This window comes from Spirosoma sp. SC4-14 (assembly GCF_037201965.1).
In the GTDB taxonomy this organism is placed as follows: Bacteria; Bacteroidota; Bacteroidia; order Cytophagales; family Spirosomataceae; genus Spirosoma.
In genome coordinates this window covers 6,561,861-6,582,144 of sequence record NZ_CP147518.1, presented here as the reverse complement: position 1 = coordinate 6,582,144, position 20,284 = coordinate 6,561,861, and the positions used below count along the sequence as shown (strand labels likewise).

General features: G+C 48.4%; 9 protein-coding genes. 2 read left to right on the top strand and 7 right to left on the bottom strand.

The window, feature by feature from the left end; genetic code table 11:
* The first annotated feature begins 326 nt into the window (after positions 1-326).
* Positions 327-1,520, top strand: a complete 1,194-nt coding sequence (locus WBJ53_RS27160) for a DUF1343 domain-containing protein (RefSeq protein ID WP_338872125.1) — start codon at positions 327-329, stop codon at positions 1,518-1,520.
* Positions 1,521-1,542: 22 nt separating this feature from the next.
* Here the strand turns inward: WBJ53_RS27160 and WBJ53_RS27155 are convergent, their stop codons facing one another.
* The 3 genes from WBJ53_RS27155 to WBJ53_RS27145 are packed head-to-tail and all read right to left on the bottom strand — an operon-like array spanning position 1,543 to position 5,760.
* Positions 1,543-2,004 (bottom strand): hypothetical protein, encoded by a 462-nt coding sequence (locus WBJ53_RS27155; protein ID WP_338872123.1) that lies wholly within the window; start codon positions 2,002-2,004, stop codon positions 1,543-1,545.
* A 10-nt stretch (positions 2,005-2,014) separates the two neighbouring features.
* The gene (locus WBJ53_RS27150) at positions 2,015-2,452 is read right to left on the bottom strand and encodes a hypothetical protein (RefSeq protein WP_338872121.1); all 438 of its coding nucleotides are present in this window, start codon (positions 2,450-2,452) and stop codon (positions 2,015-2,017) included.
* Positions 2,453-2,463: 11 nt separating this feature from the next.
* Positions 2,464-5,760 carry a T9SS type A sorting domain-containing protein gene (locus WBJ53_RS27145; RefSeq protein WP_338872119.1) on the bottom strand — a complete coding sequence of 1,099 codons (3,297 nt, stop codon included), beginning with the start codon at positions 5,758-5,760 and terminating at the stop codon, positions 2,464-2,466.
* A 380-nt stretch (positions 5,761-6,140) separates the two neighbouring features.
* Between WBJ53_RS27145 and guaA the strand changes: the two genes are divergently transcribed.
* Positions 6,141-7,673 (top strand): glutamine-hydrolyzing GMP synthase, encoded by a 1,533-nt coding sequence (gene guaA, locus WBJ53_RS27140; RefSeq protein WP_338872117.1) that lies wholly within the window; start codon positions 6,141-6,143, stop codon positions 7,671-7,673.
* 87 nt (positions 7,674-7,760) lie between these two features.
* Here the strand turns inward: guaA and WBJ53_RS27135 are convergent, their stop codons facing one another.
* From WBJ53_RS27135 to WBJ53_RS27120, 4 genes are all read right to left on the bottom strand, one after another.
* Positions 7,761-13,025, bottom strand: coding sequence for a hypothetical protein (locus WBJ53_RS27135; protein ID WP_338872115.1), 5,265 nt, complete (start codon positions 13,023-13,025; stop codon positions 7,761-7,763).
* Positions 13,026-13,137: 112 nt separating this feature from the next.
* Entirely contained in the window at positions 13,138-16,125 is a 2,988-nt protein-coding gene (locus tag WBJ53_RS27130) for a sialate O-acetylesterase (protein ID WP_338872113.1), read from the bottom strand.
* 392 nt (positions 16,126-16,517) lie between these two features.
* Positions 16,518-18,302 (bottom strand): aspartate--tRNA ligase, encoded by a 1,785-nt coding sequence (gene aspS, locus WBJ53_RS27125; protein ID WP_338872111.1) that lies wholly within the window; start codon positions 18,300-18,302, stop codon positions 16,518-16,520.
* Positions 18,303-18,539: 237 nt separating this feature from the next.
* Positions 18,540-20,006, bottom strand: a complete 1,467-nt coding sequence (locus WBJ53_RS27120; RefSeq protein ID WP_338872109.1) for an amidohydrolase — start codon at positions 20,004-20,006, stop codon at positions 18,540-18,542.
* Between the last annotated feature and the right edge of the window lie 278 nt (positions 20,007-20,284).

Here is a 20,284-nt window from a genome sequence, read left to right as displayed (position 1 = left end):
GTTTTAAGGTGTATGCGGTTCTCCGCCGAATGGTCGTTAGTGGGAATCAGGACTGCACCAGGCTGACCGTTACGGGTTTCGAAAACGAATCTATGATAAATTAGTAAGCCACAGTTTCGCGTAACAGGTTGAGTATTGATATCAACGCAAATCTAACGGACAAGTAGCTGATCTGTCATAAAAAATTACCAGCAATACCTATTTGTTATTAGTTGATTGGCCATTCGGCACTGGCGTGTTTATTGGTTCTGCTAACAAATGCCCCTCGATAGTTGGTTAAGGTTCATTAAAAATGATGAGTTTTGTCCCAAGCACTACAAAACGATATGATGACGTTACATAAACTCTTCTTTATTGCCTGCTGTCTGCTCTTTGTGGCTTGCCAGGCTCAAACAACTCAGAAAACATCGGCTTCGCTCCAGACGGGCGCTGCTCAAATGGCGCTGTACCTGCCTGCGCTTGAAGGCAAACGGATAGGTATGGTTGTTAATCATACGTCGCGCGTTGGAACAACACATCTGGTCGACAGTTTGCTGTCGCGGGGGGTGTTGGTAAAAACTATTTTTGCGCCCGAGCATGGTTTTCGGGGTGAGGCAACCGACGGCGAAAAAATCACTAATAGCCGCGATCCGCGTACGGGTGTTTTCATTGTGTCGCTATACGGTAAGAACAGTAAGCCAACTCCGGCTCAGATGGACTCGCTCGATGTTGTTATTTTCGATATTCAGGATGTGGGCACTCGCTTCTATACCTATATCAGCACCATGCATTATGTGATGGAAGCCTGCGCCGAAACCGGCAAGCCGCTCATTATTCTGGACCGCCCCAATCCGAACGGGCACTATATCGACGGCCCTGTGCTCGACCCCAAATTCAAATCCTTCGTCGGTATGCATCCCATTCCGGTAGTGCATGGGCTAACCGTTGGCGAACTGGCCACCATGATCAATGGCGAAGGCTGGCTGGGCGGTGGTAAAACCTGTAAGCTTACGGTGGTGCCCGTCAAAAACTACACACACCAAACACCCTATGTGCTCCCCGTAAAACCGTCGCCGAACCTGCCCAATCAGCAGGCCGTGTTGCTGTATCCGTCGCTGTGTTTTTTTGAAGGAACGGTGGTGAGTGTTGGACGGGGAACCGATAAGCAGTTTCAGGTGATTGGGTCGCCCTACACCAAATATGGGCCTTATACGTTTACGCCTGTCGATAAACCCGGTGCTGTAAATCCACCGCTGGAAGGTCAGTTGTGCTACGGTCTCGACCTGTCGAACGCCAACATTTCGAAAAAGGAACTAATGCTGAATTACCTGCTGGATTTCTATAACCGGGCCAGCGATAAAACGAAGTTCTTTCTGGCTAACAATGGTTTCGACCGGCTGGCGGGTACCGATCAGCTTCGCAAGCAGATCATCGCTGGCGTATCCGAAGCCAAAATCCGGGAAAGCTGGCAACCGGCACTCAACGCCTATAGGCTCACAAGGGCGAAATACCTGCTGTATCCAGAAAGAGTGAAAGAGTGAAAAGGGGCGAAGTTTTCGCTCTTTAGTAAAATTTTACGCGCAGGGTTACCGAAACTGTATAGCTGAGCGGGTTGGTTGGTCTGGCGAGTTGACAGTTTGTTTCCAGAGGTAAAGGACAGTCATAGAAGCCTCCTATTTGTTGATAAACCTGATTGGGAAACGGAGGTAAAATCGAATAGGAGTCAATATTATCCCGCCAGGACAATAATTGGAAAAAGGCTCCCAACTGGTCGGTTTTTAGCTCGTAGGATTGTATAAGTTCAGGAATTTTTGACGTAGTGAATAACCCACCTTTGGCTGTACCTTCCAGACGTACTGTAAAATCTGGTAACGGATTTCCCAGTGAATCGGTGACGACACCTGTAAAAAGAGTGTCAGCAGCCGGAGGAAGGTTGACATAACATCCGCTAGCTAAGCCGATTAGTAAACTCAAGCCCAAAATACCTACCAATCTAGGCAGGTATTTAATCATAAAGGCTTTCATGGTTTTGGATTCAATGAAGTTTTCTTACAATAATTGTATGCCAGACAGGGGTTGGTGGTAGAGGAATACTGACCAGATCACATTCTGGCTGGTTGGTTTGCTGGTTTATTGGGCATCCCACCATAACATACCCTGTAGAAACAGGCACATAAACGTTATATTGTCTTGACGCATCCTGTACTTCTTGAGTAAACTTGCCGTTTTGATCGGTAACGATGCTGTAAGACTCTACTGTTTTTCTTCCATTTAATAAGGATAGGCTTCCTGTAGAACCTTCTAGTTCTAACGGTAATCCAGCTATTTCATGACCTGTCGAATCCTGTACAACACATTGAATAGTCGTTTTAGTCGTTGCAGGAACAATGCATCCATCCGTAAGACCAATTAGTAGACACCAACCCAAAATACATACCAATCTAAGCAGGTATTTGATCATAAATGCTTTCATAACTTTGGGATTCAGTGATTGATCACTAATTTTTTGACAGTGCTTTCTTGATCTGTTTGTAGTTTTACAACATACGTGCCGCTAGGCCATTTATGTACATCAACAACTTCCTGATGAAGGTTGCCTTCGCCCACTATCATTCGGACGTATGTTTCTCGGCCCGATGCATCTATGATAGCTAATTCAGCTAATTGTCCGGAACTGAGATAGCGTTGGACTGTAACTGACGATGCCGCTGGATTAGGGAATAATAAAATTTCTGATGAGGGTTCAGTGCTAGCTACCCGGCCGTTACTAGTACCTCCAACTACGCAAATTCGGTCTAAAACAAAGCCTTGGCTATTTCCTTGAATACGAATTGTATTGTTGCCCTGATTGAGGCTGACAGAAGTAGAAATTTCGTTATAATTCCCTGCCCAGCTTTGGGTAGTAGGGGCCGACACTATCTGTGGATTTGTGCTATTGCCATTCAAAACAATCCCAATTGTTGGATTTTCTCCTGTTGCATACCGAATTTTTAAGGTGTATGTGCCATTAGAAGGAATCGAGTTGACATTGAATTGGCGATATTCACTAGGGTTGCCAAATCCACCTACATATTGTCCGCCAGATGCATTAGCATCGTTACTGATAGTTCCAGTTCCAGTAACAGTACTCGCTTCGGCTTCGAAGCACTGATTATAAGTACCGCCAGAGCCAGGGTTACCACCACTGCCTGTTTGAACGATGTTGATTGGAACAGGGGGCGCATCAGTAATGACTCCTGAATTTGAAAAAAGTCGAGCTTGAAGAATATAAGTTCCTGGATGTGTAATTTGGTAGGCATTATTGCTTGATACAAAGTTGGTCCATTGGTTTGCCTTTAGCGTGTATGGATATGAACCACCAGCAGAGGCATTGTCAACGTACCCAATCCAGAACCAGTTGCCATTAGGGTCAACAATGTTATACTGAATTTGCATAATCCCCTGAGGATCGCATGTGTTGGTTTGAATATCGAAATAAAAAGGAAATGTTGAAGTTGTGAACGTGTTTCCGTTGGTTGGTGATACAATAGAGACAAATCTTTGGGTGCACCCATTTCCACCTCCTGAACAATTTTGGACATATATTGTCCCTGTGCTCGAATTGCTGGGGTTGCCTGAGCTTGTCTGGTCCTTCGCGCTGCATGTAAGATAGTAAACACCAGGATTAAGGTTCCACCGAATGTCTACTGGATTACCAGAAAGCGTATAGTTTCCAGGGTTAACTGTCCAGGTATAAGCAATATTACTATTTTCATAAGACAATCCAGCAAGGTACTGATATGAGCTTCCAGCGCATACAAATTGAGTCCCTGACCAGTTGGCAGGTGGTACGGTAGGACAACTGTAATTAAAATTAACGTTAAATTCATTGGCAAATAGTTGGGACCAGCTATTACCATTACCATATTGAAAATCTGTTAATACATGAGAGGAATTATTGTCATTCGCATAAACGGCTTGAAACGGAGTGCGCCCTAGACTAATAGCATTGTTAACACTAACCTGCCAGTCGGATTGGTTACTAAGTGGACCTGTATAGCTAATAGCACTCAAGCTTGGAATAAAACAAATATTGTCTTGTACGCTAACGTTATTATAACCTATATTAAAGATAGCACTGATGAAAAGCTGAGATGCACTAATAAGCATTTTGCTGCTGATTCCTCCAGGAAGAATACCTCCAGCTAGGGCATCAAAATTAGGATTAGAAGTGGTAATATCATGAGTTCGTACTGTTGTTGGCAATGCTACCAGTAAGGTTGTTAATGATGAAATTCGAGTATTCCCGCCAATGTTATGGCTACGGCTACGAACGAAGGTTGAAGCCAGTAGCGTAATATTATCAAACTGTAATAGCATAGAGCCTGGATTGAATCCCCAGCCTGTGCCATTTCGACTTCCGTTTAGTATAGCAATATTGCGACATTGGGTTGGAAAGTCAAGTGCTTGAAGTTGATTCTGTAAGTTGTAATATTCTAGGTCAGGCTGAGCATCTGGCATATTATAGTGATACCGAAGCATTTGACGAGCAGCAGGGCGCGATACATTTGTAACCTGTTGTTGAAGATCGGAAGGAGATAAATTTAGTAGATTTACCAAAGCCATACTATCAATATCAATACCCAGAAACTGCAAGCCTAATGGAACATTTGCCCCCAGGTGGGGGGTATCGAAAGATATATAATGGCTGACATGATGTTGTTGTCCATCTCGCTCCATTTCTTTAAGAGCTATACGAGCAACTAATCCTCCCATACTTTCCCCAATTACAATGTTAGGAGTAGTGCCGCTTTTAAGCTGGTTGACCCGGTTTATCAACTCTTTTAGTACTTGAGCATTGTTTTGTATATAGTCACCGCCGTCATTGAAGTTTAGGATTACTCGATCATAGCCTGCCTGATGTAGATTGTAAAAGATGCCATTAGCGCCATATTTATTACTTTGTAGTAGGTAGTTGAAATCCATAACATTAGATCCATCAAACCCTTCAACAATGATGACAGGTTTATCGAAAACCCCATCGCAACCCAAGTAAATGTTAGCTTGTCCACCCGCTAGTTGAATAGATACTCGGCCATTTGCACTCTTATCTAATTTTGTCTTGGGGGCTGTTATGTCAAGGGTCTGGCTAGGAGTGGGTATTTCTTCCATTGCGACTTCAAAGACAGAATGACAAACATAGGTACCTGCTTTTTGGGAATTAAATCGAAAGGTTACTATTTTTTCGCCTACACCAGAATAGGTAATTGTTACTTTACTGCTTTTGGTAGGTTTCCAATCTATCTTCTGAAAGCCTTTATCGTCGCCAAAATCTACTTCAAGGTCATTAAGGTCTTGTGTCTGATCTGCATATACATAATGAGGGTCAAAAATGAATGTTACCTGTTTGTTATACACACTACTGATCAGTGCTGCGGCTGCTAATATCTGAACTTGGCGGTATGTTTTATCTGAAGAAGTCTTTCCCTGAGATTTAAGGATTTTATTTTCATTTATTTCTTTATTAGATAGTTGATTCCCTGTTACATTAATAATACCAATCGGTATGACGCCTGTTTCTCGCGACTTTGTCTGGATAGCATCTAACTCAGCGTCTAAGTCAACAAACGATTTCTTTTGCTTTATATCGGATTTTAATAGACCTCTCTGTAATGTACGCCAATAATGAGCCTTAAAAACACGAGGTTTATCAAAATTTGGATCTGTGAATGGCTTTATTTGATCAGACCAAGGAAATCCCTTATTTAACAGAAAACCCGTTTTTATTCCGCTTAAATCCAATTGAGCTACATTTGTTCAATTGCTTCATTAACTGATAATTTCTGAGCGAATAGACTTCCTCCTAGCTGACAGACGTACAAGCCAACTATTAGCCAAATTCTTAATGTATTCATCTAAGTAATTAGTTTGTTTGTTTTGTATGTGAATTTATTCATTTTGGATATTAAAGGCAAGTTTACCAACAAAAAAATGTCCCTTTTTTTTATTAATGTATATTATGTTGATTTGGCTATCTAGCTATCTATTCGTTTGATACAGTTTGTAGACATTGGTAATTGATTATTGAGTACTTACGACAATTGCTAAGATTAAGGGAAGCCTATCCGCTCATTATTTGCGTACCCGTCAAAATGCCCTAACTTTGCATTTTGGAGACCAAAATGGCCACAGAACAGATTCTGATTCTGGATTTCGGTTCACAGTACACCCAACTTATTGCCCGCCGGGTGCGCGAACTGAACGTTTACTGCGAAATCCATCCGTACAATCACATCCCAACGATTACCCCTGACGTTAAGGGCATCATTCTTTCGGGTAGTCCATCGTCCGTTCGCGACGCCGACTCGCCCGAAGTTCATCTGGCAGCTTTCCGGCATAAACTTCCCGTTCTGGGCGTATGCTATGGCGCTCAATTGCTGGCGCATACCAGTGGGGGCGAAGTGCAGGCATCCGCTATTCGGGAATATGGCCGCGCCAAGCTGGGTACCGTCGATACCGATAGTCCACTGATGCGGGGCATCGATCAGCATTCGCAGGTTTGGATGTCACATGCCGATACGATTACGAGCGTACCGGATAACTTCAAGATCATTGCCTCGACTGATACCGTACGCGTTGCGGCTTTTCAGGTCGAAGGAGAGTCAACCTACGGCATTCAGTTCCACCCCGAAGTAACGCACTCGCTACAGGGCAAAACCCTGCTGCACAATTTTGTTGTCGATATTTGCGGCTGCACGCAGAACTGGACGTCCGAATCGTTTGCCGAATCGACGATTGCTCAATTGAAGCAGAAACTTGGTAATGATAAAGTCGTACTGGGGCTGTCGGGTGGCGTCGATTCGTCGGTGGCGGCAGTATTGATTCATAGGGCAATCGGACAGAACCTCTATTGCATCTTTGTTGATAACGGTGTGCTTCGGAAAGATGAATTTTCAGGTGTGCTGGAGTCGTATAAAACGCTCGGACTAAACGTAAAAGGCGTTGATGCCAAAGATCGGTTCTACTCGGCACTGGCTGGACTGACCGATCCGGAAGCCAAACGTAAAGCCATCGGCAAAACGTTTATCGATGTTTTCGATCACGAAGCGCACCTGATCGAAGGGGTGTCGTGGCTAGGGCAGGGGACGATCTACCCCGATGTAATAGAATCTGTGTCGGTAAAAGGACCGTCGGCAACCATTAAATCGCACCACAACGTAGGTGGTTTGCCCGATTTTATGAAGCTAAAAATTGTTGAGCCGCTCAATACGCTGTTTAAAGACGAAGTCCGGGCGGTTGGTCGTACATTGGGTATACCTGATGCGATTCTGGGGCGGCATCCGTTCCCTGGTCCGGGGCTGGCTATTCGGATTCTGGGCGATATTACTCCCGAGAAAGTCGACATTCTGCAACAGGTCGACGCGTTGTTCATCAACGGTCTGAAGCGGGAAGGATTATACGACAAAGTATGGCAGGCTGGTGCTATTCTGCTACCAGTTCAGTCGGTTGGTGTGATGGGCGACGAACGTACCTACGAGCGCGTTGTGGCACTTCGTGCCGTAACCAGTGTTGATGGTATGACTGCCGACTGGGCGCATTTGCCTTACGAGTTCCTGGCCGATGTGTCGAATGAGATTATTAATCGCGTTAAGGGCGTCAACCGCGTTGTGTACGATATTTCGTCGAAGCCACCCGCTACCATTGAATGGGAGTGATAACGCAATCTACTTCATATACTTTACCAAACCGCCCGGTGCATTGCTGTATCGGGCGGTTTTTGTTGATCGGTAAGATGAAATCGATTAGCGAACTCGTACACTTATGCTGGCTTCGTCGTCTTCGCCATTGCTGAAGCCGTTACCAGGGGTCGAATCAGGATCTGACTCAGCTACATCCTGAATCTGAGCTTGCAGACTGCCAGCAGCCGCCGGTTGCCACCGCACTGTTACCACCGACGACTGTCCGGCCGCTAGTTGGTTGACATAAACTTTGTAGGTCTGATTATTCACCTGTACCCAGTTAGCTGTGTTCTGGTAGTCGAAATAGCCATTCGGTAACGTTACCAGAATGATGGCACTATGGGCCGTGGCGCCCCCCCGGTTGCTAAGGGTAATGGTGCTGGTGACAATCTCATTCTGACTCGTATTGACCACGGCTTTATCGGCCACCATGGCCAGGCTAAGATCGGCCGTTGCCGGATCGGGTGTAGGCTGGCTGCTGACAACCAGGGGCAGGGCAATCTGATTGGGGTTAGGTGAGGTTGTCAACGGATTGCTGCCCGCTGGGGTTCGCAGATCGACCATAGCGGCATCGTCCTGCCCATCGCCGGTGCCCGAATTAGGCTGGCTGTCGGGGTCGGGAGTCTGGCTACTGGTGATCTGAGCGGCTGTGGCAAAGGTACCGGTCTGGGTTGGCTTAGCCTGAAAACCGACCGTTACCTGACCGTTAGCCATCACCGTACCCACATCGGCGCTGACAATACCATTGGCGAAGGTAACGCCCGGTGTGGTAGCATTGACAAAGGCAAGCCCGGCCGGTAGCCTACTTTGGAGCTTTATGCCGGTGGCGTCCTGTGGCCCATCATTGGTAGCGGTCAGGCTATAGCTAACCACATCGTTTACATTTGGGGTTCGGTTATTGACGGCCATGGCCAGCGATACATCGGCACTGCCGGAGCCGACGGTAACACTGGCCTGCCCGGAGGTGGTGCCCGTTCCGCAGGCGTTGACGAGCGAGGTGATCTGGTAGGTAGTGTTGCTGGTTGGGGTAACCGGCATAAGGTATGGATTCTGGTAGATGGCCGTGGCTGACTGTCCATTGCTGAGGGTAAACGACCAGGGCGCAGGGCCGGTGAAGGAAACCGGCAGTAGCGCAGCCTGCCCGCTGCTAACGAGCGCACTACCACTGATAGTAGCCGAGGTCGGCTCCCCAATTTTTACCTCAACGGGGTCCGACTCCGCCTGGCAGGAACCATCCTGAACCGAAACGGAATAGATGCCCGATTGAATGGCAAAGTATTGATAATAGGTTGCACCGGTAATGGCTACCCCATTACGTTTCCATTGCAATGAGCCTGTGTTGGAGTTAGCGGTTAGCTTTACTGTGTTATTGCCACAGAGTTTAGTAGTGGGTGTAGCGTTAACAGAGGGCTTCTGCGCATTCCCTATTGTTACATAAGTTTCTTTTGAGACGCCTGTACAGCCCCCATTAGTCATACGTACCGAATAAGCCCCTGACTGAGTGACTATATAAGATTGATCGGTTGCATTATTCAGAAGTGTACCGTTTCGGTACCACTGATACTGATAGCCACTGAGGTTGTATGAGTCATAAGAGCCCAAAAAAGTAGATGTACAACCTACTGGAGACGGCCCATAGAAATAAATAGAGGGTTGTAGGGCATTGCTAAAAGTGAGTGAAATAGGAGCTGAAGTAGCCGAACATGTGCCTCGGGTTAATTTGACTGTATAGTTTCCTGTTTGTGTGGCGGTATAATTAGAGCTTGTAGCCCCCGGAATGTCAACCCCATCTTTTTGCCATTGGAAACTGCCGCTGTAGCTTGAAGAAGCATACAAGTAGCGGGTTTCTCCAGGACACACACTTTTTGACCGAAAATCATATTTGATGTTTACTGTTATTGGGCCAATGTCTCTCAAAACAACTGGGTTACTCATCGTCTGGCAAGTACCCTGTTTAAGTAAGAATGTGTAAATGCCGGGTTGTCTTACCCATGTATTTTGATTTGTCTCATACGGTAAGGCTATGCCGTCGCGATACCATTGGACCTTGAAATCAGAACCATTTGACGTTGAGACGTCTGCGTAAATCAAATTATAATAGTTCGATGCAGTACAGAGTAGGGAATCGCCTGGCGACGTTAGGTAGGCTCTTGCATAGAGAGAACGCCCAAACTGGAAGTAGGAGGATGACGAAGACGTACTACATCCCCCATCGGTTACCCGATGGGCATAGGTTCCTGTTTGTGTGGCTGCATAGGTATAGCTTGTAGCCCCTGCAATATCTACCCCATCCCGTGTCCACTGGAAACTGGCATTGTTGCCATTGTATCGCGCCTGAAGTTTTAGCGGATGATCATCGCATTGTGGCTCACCATCGGACGCCGAGATGACATAGCTATAGATACTGTTTTGTACATAAAGTGTATAGTCATATCCAGTTGCCGAGCATCCTGCTTTTTTAGCGACGACAGTATATATACCAGCCTGTTGGACAGCTAGCGTAGAGGATGTAGTTATACTGATCACATTACCATTAAGGGACCAGACATAGCTTTCTGCTGTGGCCGTATTTGAGTTTGTACTACTGGCAATTGCATAAAGGGTTGTCTGACTTCCAGTACAAATTGTCCCTCCATTACTATACTGATTGAGCAAACTACTTCTGTCATTTACAGATGCATAGGTTAAATCTCCAATTGCCAGAGCACTGCTTTGCCCACTCTCAACATCTGGATTGGTGGCTATCACCTTGATTTTGTAATTAGTGCCGTAAGGGAAGGCTGAGGAGCCACTTGGCAAAGTAGCTGCAATAGGGCTAGTTGAACCCGTGCCTATACGCTGAGCATTCGTAAAATCACCAGCGGCATCGGAAATCCATACCTCGAACTGGTTGCCAGCTACAAAAGCGGGACCACTGGTGGTAAACGAAACCGAAAAGGTATTCCCTGCGCAAAGACTCATGTTTGATATACCCGTGAGCGTAATGCTGGGCAACGTATAGGGAATGGCGAAAATATCGGAGCTAAAAATGCCCCGACCGGTGGTTGCCGCTACGACCTTGCCATCGGAAGCCCGATACCGAAGCTGATTGACCCTGACATTAGCCATTCCTGCATTTGAAAACGACCAGTTCGGATTGCTGGCCGTAATGTCGTTACTCGACCATACGCCAACTTCGGTGCCTAACAAGACCTGCTTGTAGTTTTGCGGATTGACCATCACTGTATAAACAGGTATATCGGGCAGGCCGTAGCTGGCTTCGTCCTTACTGGTCCAGGTGGTCCCTCCGTCGTTGGTATACCAGACCGACTTAACACCATAGTTCGACAGAATAACAATTAGCTCATTGGCTGTAGCCCCAACCTCAATACCGGAGATAGTCGAATATTGGGGGAAAGCATTGTTGTCGATAGCTGTCAGCGTAGGAGTTGTCTGAGTAAGCCCCGTCATTTTATATAGCTTGCCAGAATAAGCTAACCCAATAAACAGAGTGCTCCGGTCTCTGCTTAGCTTGATGAATGAAGGCGAGTCGGTAACACCTGTAAGAGAAAGATACGTTGTTGTCGTTGATCCTGATCCAATACCTGCGACACGCCGGATGGCATTGGCATTATTGGCAACATCGGCTACATACAAGACGTTGGTTGGGCTATCGTAATCAGCTACGCCATAGTTGCCATTCGAATAGAAGAGATATTGTGGATAGGAATTATTGTCGTATAAATAATAATTACCCCATTGTGAGAAAAGCTGAACGTTAGGTGTTTCTTCATCAATAAAGGTTATCCCTGACTGGCTGCCTGATGCATAAATATAAGATGCAGGTGATAGATTCGCCTGCGTTAATTTGGCTAAGCCTAGTGTCGTCATCGTACCAATCAGGTACTGGCTTCCTGCACTACTTCTCATAGCTGCCGAGCTGGCTTCGCCTGCCCGATAGCCAGCATTGCGATCTAATAGAGTTGGCTGAGCTGTGGTCGTATTACCCCAATCAGCAGACCAGAAGGTTCCTTTATCATTATAGACTACAGCGCCTACACTGCTACCCGGTTGAAGAACCAGACCATGCTGATATGCATAATCTGTTGAGGACTGACTCCAGGTTGAGCCACCGTCAGTCGACCGAAACCAGAATGCTCCTCCTGCATAAATAATATTAGGATCTGTTGGATAAACAGTTAGGCTTAGAGCAGAATAACCATCGCCACCCGTAAAATGATAGATTGCTGAGTTACCGTATGTAGGAATGGTAATATCAGTCCAGGAGGTGCCACCGTTAGTGCTTTTCTTAAACCAGAGCGCATCCTGACCATAATTTGTCGAATTGTATTTTCGGGTTACCGCATATACCACCTGGCTAGTGCCGCTTGTCGAAGGAGCTAATGCCAGTTCGGTACGTTCACCCGTGGGAGAGCCAGCAGGAGTTATGTCTGTCCAGGTTGTGCCGTTTGTCGACTTGTAGAGTTTCGTTGGATTAAAAGCGGCATAGACCGTACCATCGGAGCCAATTTCCAGATCGGTCACCTTATCGTCATACGCATTTGTCGACGTGCCCGTTGCGCCTATATTTTGGGCCGGTGCCAGCGTATAGCTCCAGGTGGTACCGCCATCGGTAGATCGGGCTACACCATATTGTGTGGCAGCAAATACATGACCCGCGTTATTGACCGCGATTCGTTGTATGTAATAAAAAGCCGTACCGATAGATGGATATGAGCCGCCCGGAATGGTGCTTGTCAGGCGGTTCCAGGATTGACCGCCGTTGGTTGTTTTCCAGATGCCGCCACCGGAAGAATACTCATAAATATTGCCGGTACCTGCATACATGATTTGCGGATTCGATGGGTCGGCGGCCAAAGCGGTAATGACCAAATTAGCCCAGTCGTCGCCGACGGGCGTCCAGGATGGGTTGGTGGCCGTAATGTCGGGGCTAAACCACAAGCCGCCCGCAACGCTTCCTGCCCATACTTTTTTGTGGTTAGGGTCATTGGGGTCGAACAGTAGAGCGCGGGTGCGGCCACCGGCGTTGCTGGGGCCACGTTCCTGCCAGGTCACGTTAGGAATGCCGTTGGTTATGGCTCCCGGTGCTTTTTTTGTAGCCAATTGATCCTGAATGGGGCCTAGCCGCTCATAGGGAACGCGGCCCAGGGCCGGGTCCATAATGCGTTTTTGCTCAGCCTCCAGTTGAGCTTTCAGGGTGTCGAAGGGTGTAGCCTTAGAGGAATCAGAAGGGGAGGATGTTTGGGCAAAAACAGTGGAAGAAAATAAGAAACGTATGAGAAAAAACGAAAGGCCAAGAGCCTGACGAACAGCAGTAGAAGTGGGCATGTAAAATTAATGAATGGCGAGACGAATAAATTTGAGCCCACAATATAAAACATATTAGTTTTTTAGTTAGACAGAATGGTTATTTATGTATATAAAATATATTTTTTGGATGTTACTGCCTTAACCTTATGCTTACCTGAGTTTCGTCGTCTTCGCCATTGTTGTAGCCATTGCCGGGTGTCGAATCGGGGTCGGGCTGACTAACGCTCAGAATCTGGGCCATAACCGTAGCCGTGCTGCTTACCCGAACCGGAATGGTAACACTGTAAAAATTGCTGGCGGCAATTGTCCCGGCGTCGACCGTAACGTTCTGTCCACTGACGGTTAAGCCACTTGTACTGGCCACCTGCCATCCCGTTGGTAAAACCAGTTGAAGTTTGGTATTGGTAGCTGCTAACCCCCCCAGATTGTTAATCGTTGCCGTCAGTGTAACAGTGCCGTTCACGGGCGTTGTGAGGCTGCTGGCACTTATGAGTAGACTAAGATCAGCTTTAGCAGGGTCGGCTGGCGGCTGGTTCGACTCCACCGAGGGGAGCGGCACCTGGTCAGGATTTGGAGAAACGTAGAGCTGGCCGCTAGCGTCGGGTGTGCGAAGATCAACCGCAGCGGCATCGTCCTGACCGTCGCCCGTACCCGAATTAGGTTGGCTGTCGGGGTCAAAGCGGTCGCTGGCCATGATTTGTGCGGAAACCGAAAATGTACCCTGCTGATTGGGCTTAAGCCGTAAGACAAACGGAGCGTTCATATTACTGGCGAGCGCTCCTGCATGCATACTGACAATATTGTTGGCTACGCTGATGCCGTTGGTGCTGGCATCGACAAACTCCATACTCGTTGGTAATCGGCTTTGGATGGTCACATTGCTTGTCGATAATGGCCCTGAATTGGTCAGCACTACGGTCAGCGTAACGGGCTGGTTGGGGAGTGGCGTCCGATTGCTCAACTGCATGTCCAGTGATAGGTCGGCCCAGTTGCAGATCGCTAAAGGCGCACTGGGCGCACTCGCAACCGCCGGATTACTGGCCACCACCCGAATGCGATAGTTGTAGCCCGCTGGTAACGACGATGGAATGGTGGCATATACCGGACTGGTGCTGCTGGTACCAATTATCGTTTCGTTGGTAAATGAACCGCTGGCATCCGACAAGCGGGCACTAAAGGTATTCCCGGTATTTAGAGAGCCATCCGACACATCGATGTAAACGGTTGCGTAACTGTCCAGACAGGTAGGCGAGTTGGGTAAATCGCCCAGATTCAGAACGGGCGGGATGGACGAAACGGGCTCATTCTGGTACAGGATCGTGCGTATTCCCAAAAAATACAGATCGAACCACAAGCCCGGTCCCGTATCGCCCTGCCGTCGGATCGAGTATCGATACTGTCCTTTCGGCTCTACACCACCAACTCCGCCATAGGTAGGAGGGTAGTTACGGATATAGTTGAAATCGCCAAAATCGTCGTAGTCCGGTGCCTGCGAACTCGGCGGCATCAGATACCAATCCGAACTATCGAAACTACCGCCATCGATTCGCTGTATCCGAACCTCAACGGGGGCGGTGGTTTCGGCCATTGCATAAAAGCCATGCGAGCCCGGTTCGTATCGGTACGTAAATCGTTTGATAGCGGGATCGGCGGTGCCCCCCTGAATCGGCTGGTGATAGACAGGAAGAAGTTTTTGGGATGAAGCAGATTGCTGTACCGTAAAAGGTTCGCCCGGTGTGCCAACGATAGCCGGAGATGTAGAACGGGTTCGGAGCCGATATATATCATTCGCCAGTGTAGCCGGTAGTTTTAGCAGTATGGGGTTCTCGGTGCCGGGAGCCGATTCGTAAACAACGACACCATCGCTGGCCCGAACGAGCTGAGCAATGTATTGACTACCGGTCTGACGAGGATCACTACGTAGGGAGGCCACCGCAACCGTATCGCCCTGCCGACGGATCATTGGTAACGTATAACTCGTTGTGATCAGCGTTGCCGAATCGGTTGGCATAAAGGGGATAGCATTCTGAAAAAACTGACTGGAAAGAGACTGATCCCAGGCATTTGTAAACCGAATCAATCCTTCGCCTGTCATATGGATATTATCAGGACGGTTGGTTGGGCCAATAATACTATCGGTCGCCGGGCCCGGAAACGTATTGGGGAGATCGGCAATGAGTTGATTCTGGGCCGCAATTATAGCTGGACTTGTGAGGCCATTGTTGTAGCTCACTCGCGAGATCATCCAGGCCAGCGGGCTGGAATTAAGCTGCTGGCGGCTCTTCTGGATAACGTAGTTAAGATTGTTGTAGTAGGTTTGCTGATCGACACCATTGTAGGCATCGGTTTCTCCCTGATGCCAGAGTACGGCACGCGCTCCTGTTCTGACCACATAATGAAGCAATGCCTCGCCCAACTGACGATAAACTGATGACCGTTGTGTGGTGCCAATGTTTCCGGCTGCCGATTGCTGCCACTCAGTACTGCTGGTGCCGCCTAGCGCTGCTCCCAGAAACAGCACCGGAACATTTAACCGCTGCACGAGTTTATCGCCCAACGATCCCCACAGATGTGGAGGCTGGCTGGGACCAATGGAGGTTCCGTAATTGATATGGCTAAACTGAAGGGGTAGCAACTGGCTGCTGATACTATCCTGTCGTGAATCCAGACAAACGACCCGGTCTTCTGTTGCGCTCGACACTCGCTGCAAACCCCCGTACACATTCGATTGGCCTGCAACAACAAATACTTCGCCAACACCGACCCGGTCTACCTGATTTTCGGCAAGTACTGTCGTCCCATTTTTTGCCCGAACGCTTAAGCGATACCACCCGGCCGATACGGTAACGGTGCCGCGAAACGACGACGTGCCGGATAAAAAACTCATTGAACTCCATGCCGTTACGGCTCCCTGTCCAACGGCAAGCGGAACGAAGCGGGCTTCGACCAGCGTGGCTCCCGAAGGGGCTGTTCCCGTGATTGTAACGCGGGCCTGATTGCTCAGGTCGCGTTGGAATACCATTCGGGAGACCGGGCTGGTAACGGTAATCTGGGCTCGTAAGTGAGTTAGCTGAAAAAGTAATAGAAATAATAACGCTAAGCGTAGCGGAGGTGTCATTAGAGGCTGTTTTTAAGAATGGATAGATAACTAGCCTCTTGACAAATTGCATACCAAATGCGCGTATTTAGTCAACATTTTTGCTCTAATATTAACTTTAATACACGTTTGGGTAAATGCTGCTGTGCAGAAAGAATTTATGAAAAGAAAAGTTGCACTATTGAAAGTAAGATTTGGCTTATGGTTTTAACGAGTTGGTTTGTTGGTCGTTCAGTTCAGACACGGTTCGCCCTATTTATTGTCGACGAAAACGCTTTGGCAGGGCAGGGCGAAAAGCAATAATCAAGCCAATGGCGATTGATTTATAGCGTATTAATCTGAGAAGGCTCCGTGCCACGGTTTCGAAACCATGGCACGGAGCCTTCTCAGATTTAAGTCAATGGGTCGGCTCCTTATTTTGCTACGGTAGCAATTTTTAGCTCATCCAGTTGTGCCTGCGAAATGGTCGATGGCGAGTCGATCATCACATCGCGGCCCGAGTTGTTTTTCGGGAAAGCAATAAAGTCGCGGATGGTGTTATCGCCCCCGAAAATAGAACACAGTCGGTCGAAGCCGAATGCGATACCGCCGTGCGGAGGAGCGCCGTATTCGAATGCGTCCATCAGGAACCCAAATTGTGCTTTTGCTTCTTCGTCCGAGAATCCAAGAATGCTGAACATACGAGCCTGTAACTCCCGGTTGAAAATCCTTATCGATCCACCACCCACTTCGGTGCCATTGATAACCATATCGTAGGCATTGGCCCGGACAGCCCCCAGATCGGTATCCAGCAGCGAAATGTCTTCAGGTTTTGGCGAGGTGAACGGATGGTGCATGGCAAACCAGCGTTGCCGGGCTGGATTGCCATCTTCTTCACCGTATTCGAGCAGGGGGAAATCGAGCACCCACAGGCTACTGAACACATTTGGATCGCGCAGGCCCAACCGGCTTCCCATTTCCAGTCGAAGTTCACTTAACTGCTTACGGGCTTTAGCCGCATCACCCGAAATAATCAGCATCAGATCACCGGGTTTCGCACCGAAATGAGCCGCCCAGCCTTTCAGGTCCTCTTCCGAATAGAACTTATCGACGGATGATTTAAGGGTGCCATCTTCGTTGTATCGAACGTAAATAAGCCCTTTGGCTCCAATTTGTGGCCGTTTTACCCATTCGGTTAGTTCGTCGAGTTGTTTGCGGGTGTAGTGAGCGCAACCCGGTGCGTTGATACCGACCACCAGTTCGGCCGAATCAAAAACGCCAAAACCTTTTCCTGAGGTCATATCGACGGTATCGAACGTGCCCTTTAGTTCCACAAACTGCATCCCAAAACGGGTATCGGGTTTGTCGGAGCCGTAGAACCGCATCGCATCGGCATAGGTCATACGGGGCACTTCGTCCAGCTCGATACCTTTTACGGCTTTGAATAAGTGACGAATCAGCCCCTCAAACATATTCAGGATGTCTTCCTGCTCTACGAACGACATCTCGCAGTCGATCTGAGTAAACTCTGGCTGACGGTCGGCACGCAGGTCTTCATCGCGGAAACACTTCACAATCTGATAGTAGCGGTCGAAACCCGACACCATCAACAATTGCTTGAACGTTTGTGGCGACTGCGGCAGTGCGTAAAATTCACCCGGATTCATGCGGCTGGGTACCACAAAATCGCGGGCGCCTTCGGGCGTCGATTTGATCAGAACGGGTGTTTCGACCTCAATGAAGTTTTGCCCATCCATGTATAACCGGGTCTGCTGCGCCATCCGATGGCGTAGTTCCAGATTCCGACGAACGGGATTCCGGCGCAGGTCGAGGTAGCGGTATTTCATCCGAAGGTCATCGCCACCATCGGTATCATCTTCAATCAGGAAAGGAGGTAGTTTGGCCGGATTCAGCACTTCCAGCGCGGTCACCTTAATTTCAATATCGCCCGTAGGCAGGTTCGGGTTTTTCGACTTCCGTTCGATAACCGTTCCGGTAGCTTTCAGAACATACTCGCGACCCAGCGAGCGGGCAATGGCAAAGAGTTCGGGGGATGTCTGTCCATCTTCCAGCAGAAGTTGGGTAATTCCATAGCGGTCGCGGAGGTCGATCCATAACACGCCACCCTTATCGCGGATGGTTTGTACCCAGCCACTCAGTATTGCGGTTTTGTTGGTGTCAGTAAGGCGGAGTTCTCCGCATGTGTGCGTTCGAAGCATAGATATTGAGTGATTGAGCGAATGAGTGATTGAGTGAATGAGATCTAGCGCCAGCTATTCAATCATTCAATCACTTAATCATTCAATCATTAAGATTTTCCGCAAAGGTAGGGACTGTGGGCGCAATGGACAAGGTAATCGCTATTGCATAATGTCTAAACCCCTAAATCCCCTGAAGGGGACTTTGCTCATGCTCGGACAAAGTCCCCTTCAGGGGATTTAGTTAGGGGTATTTCTTTACTTTCTATAGTCCAATGCCGGTTTGCGGTCGCCGAGGAGGGCTTCGTATTTGAAATCGGCACCGCGCTTCTGGAGCCATTCGGCGTGTGCTTTCTCAATAAGAGCAGGAGATTTGTAGAGGTCGAGAGCCGTTAGGGCCAGGGTTTTGGCCGCTACCAGCATACCTTTCTGCCCGATACTCATGCCACTGGCGGCTGTCGATTGCCAGCTATGCGCCGATGAACCCGGCACCCAGGTCGCCGTCGAGAGGCCAACCGTCGGTACGGTCCAACTTACATCGCCCACATCGGTCGAGCCACCACTGACTGGGTTGTCCGATGCATCGCGGAAGTCTTTAATGGTAGCCGCTTCTTCGATGGGTACTTTCCTGTCGAAGGTTTCGCTGATCTTTCTGGCAAATTCTGTTTCTTCCGGGGTGTAGTGGACACCGCCCACGGTTTTCAGATTCTGGTGCATCACTTCGGCCAGGGTTACATTCGGTAGCAGGTTGAATACACCGCCCAGAATTTCCCATTCCACTTTGGTGCCGGTACCTTTAGCGGCTCCTTCAGCGGCATTTTCAATCCGTTTCCAGACACTTTGCAGAATATCCCGGTCTTTATGGCGGGCATAATAGTACACTTCGGCAAAGGCCGGAACCACGTTCGGGGCTTCGCCACCTTTTGTAATAACGTAATGAATACGGGTATCCGACGGGATGTGCTCCCGCATCAGGTTGACCATATAGTCCATCGCTTCGACACCATCCAGCGCCGACCGACCCCGTTCGGGAGCAGCCGCAGCGTGAGCCGCAATGCCCCGGAACCGGAACTTGGCATTTTTATTGGCCAGCGACGTACCCGCATCGGCTGAGTTGGTTGCGCCGGGATGCCAGTGCAATACCACATCGACATCGTTGAACAGCCCTTCGCGCACCATGTATACTTTACCCGAGCCACCTTCTTCGGCGGGGCAGCCATAAATCTTAATCGTTCCCGAATGCCCCGACTTTTTGAGCCAGTCTTTTATTTCGGTGGCAGCCGCTACCGAGGCTGTGCCGAACAGATTATGTCCGCAGCCATGCCCACCTTTCTGACCTGGGATGGGTGTAAACTCCGGCTTCGCTTCGGTAGCCAGACCGGGCAATGCATCATACTCGCCCAGGATACCAATGACGGGTTTACCCGAACCGTAGGTAGCGACAAAAGCCGTTGGAATACCGGCTACGCCCGTTTTTACATCGAAGCCTTCCTTGCGTAGTTGCTCTTCCAGAAGAGCCGAACTTTTTTCTTCCATATAACCCAGTTCGGCAAAATCCCAGATTTGTTTCGAAATACCTGCGTACTCGGGGAAGCGTTTGTCCAGATCGGCCAGGATGGTTTGTTTGTCGGCGTCTACAGCAGCGGTGGGTGTTTTCTTCGCTTTGGGTTGGGCTACGGCCAGTAACGGCACCAACAAAGCTGTTGTGAGAAATTGTGTTCTCATAGGTAAGACAATTAGAGCAGTTATATTTTGAGAAATAGGTTGTAAGCCGATAAAAATACGGGAAAAAGGTGGTCTGGGCAATCTTGATTGCAGCGAATGCGCTATTGTCAATATTCTTACTTTATTTGTCCAACTTATAGTAGCCAGCGAAAGAGCACACCTTTATGAGTTACAGGGCAATATTGTTTAGGCTCTGTGTAGCAGTCTATTAAACTGGGTAGCTTTTTGCAAGGTCTATTTATTAAGGCTGTATACCCGGTACTTGACGGTATATTTCT

Bases quoted from the DNA above. Each gene is read 5' to 3' on its own strand.
- aspS (WP_338872111.1), bottom strand. From the start codon at position 18,302: ATGCTTCGAACGCACACATGCGGAGAACTCCGCCTTACTGACACCAAC.
- WBJ53_RS27160 (WP_338872125.1), top strand. From the start codon at position 327: ATGATGACGTTACATAAACTCTTCTTTATTGCCTGCTGTCTGCTCTTT.
- WBJ53_RS27120 (WP_338872109.1), bottom strand. From the start codon at position 20,006: ATGAGAACACAATTTCTCACAACAGCTTTGTTGGTGCCGTTACTGGCC.
- WBJ53_RS27155 (WP_338872123.1), bottom strand. From the start codon at position 2,004: ATGAAAGCCTTTATGATTAAATACCTGCCTAGATTGGTAGGTATTTTG.
- WBJ53_RS27130 (WP_338872113.1), bottom strand. From the start codon at position 16,125: ATGACACCTCCGCTACGCTTAGCGTTATTATTTCTATTACTTTTTCAG.
- WBJ53_RS27135 (WP_338872115.1), bottom strand. From the start codon at position 13,025: ATGCCCACTTCTACTGCTGTTCGTCAGGCTCTTGGCCTTTCGTTTTTT.
- guaA (WP_338872117.1), top strand. From the start codon at position 6,141: ATGGCCACAGAACAGATTCTGATTCTGGATTTCGGTTCACAGTACACC.
- WBJ53_RS27150 (WP_338872121.1), bottom strand. From the start codon at position 2,452: ATGAAAGCATTTATGATCAAATACCTGCTTAGATTGGTATGTATTTTG.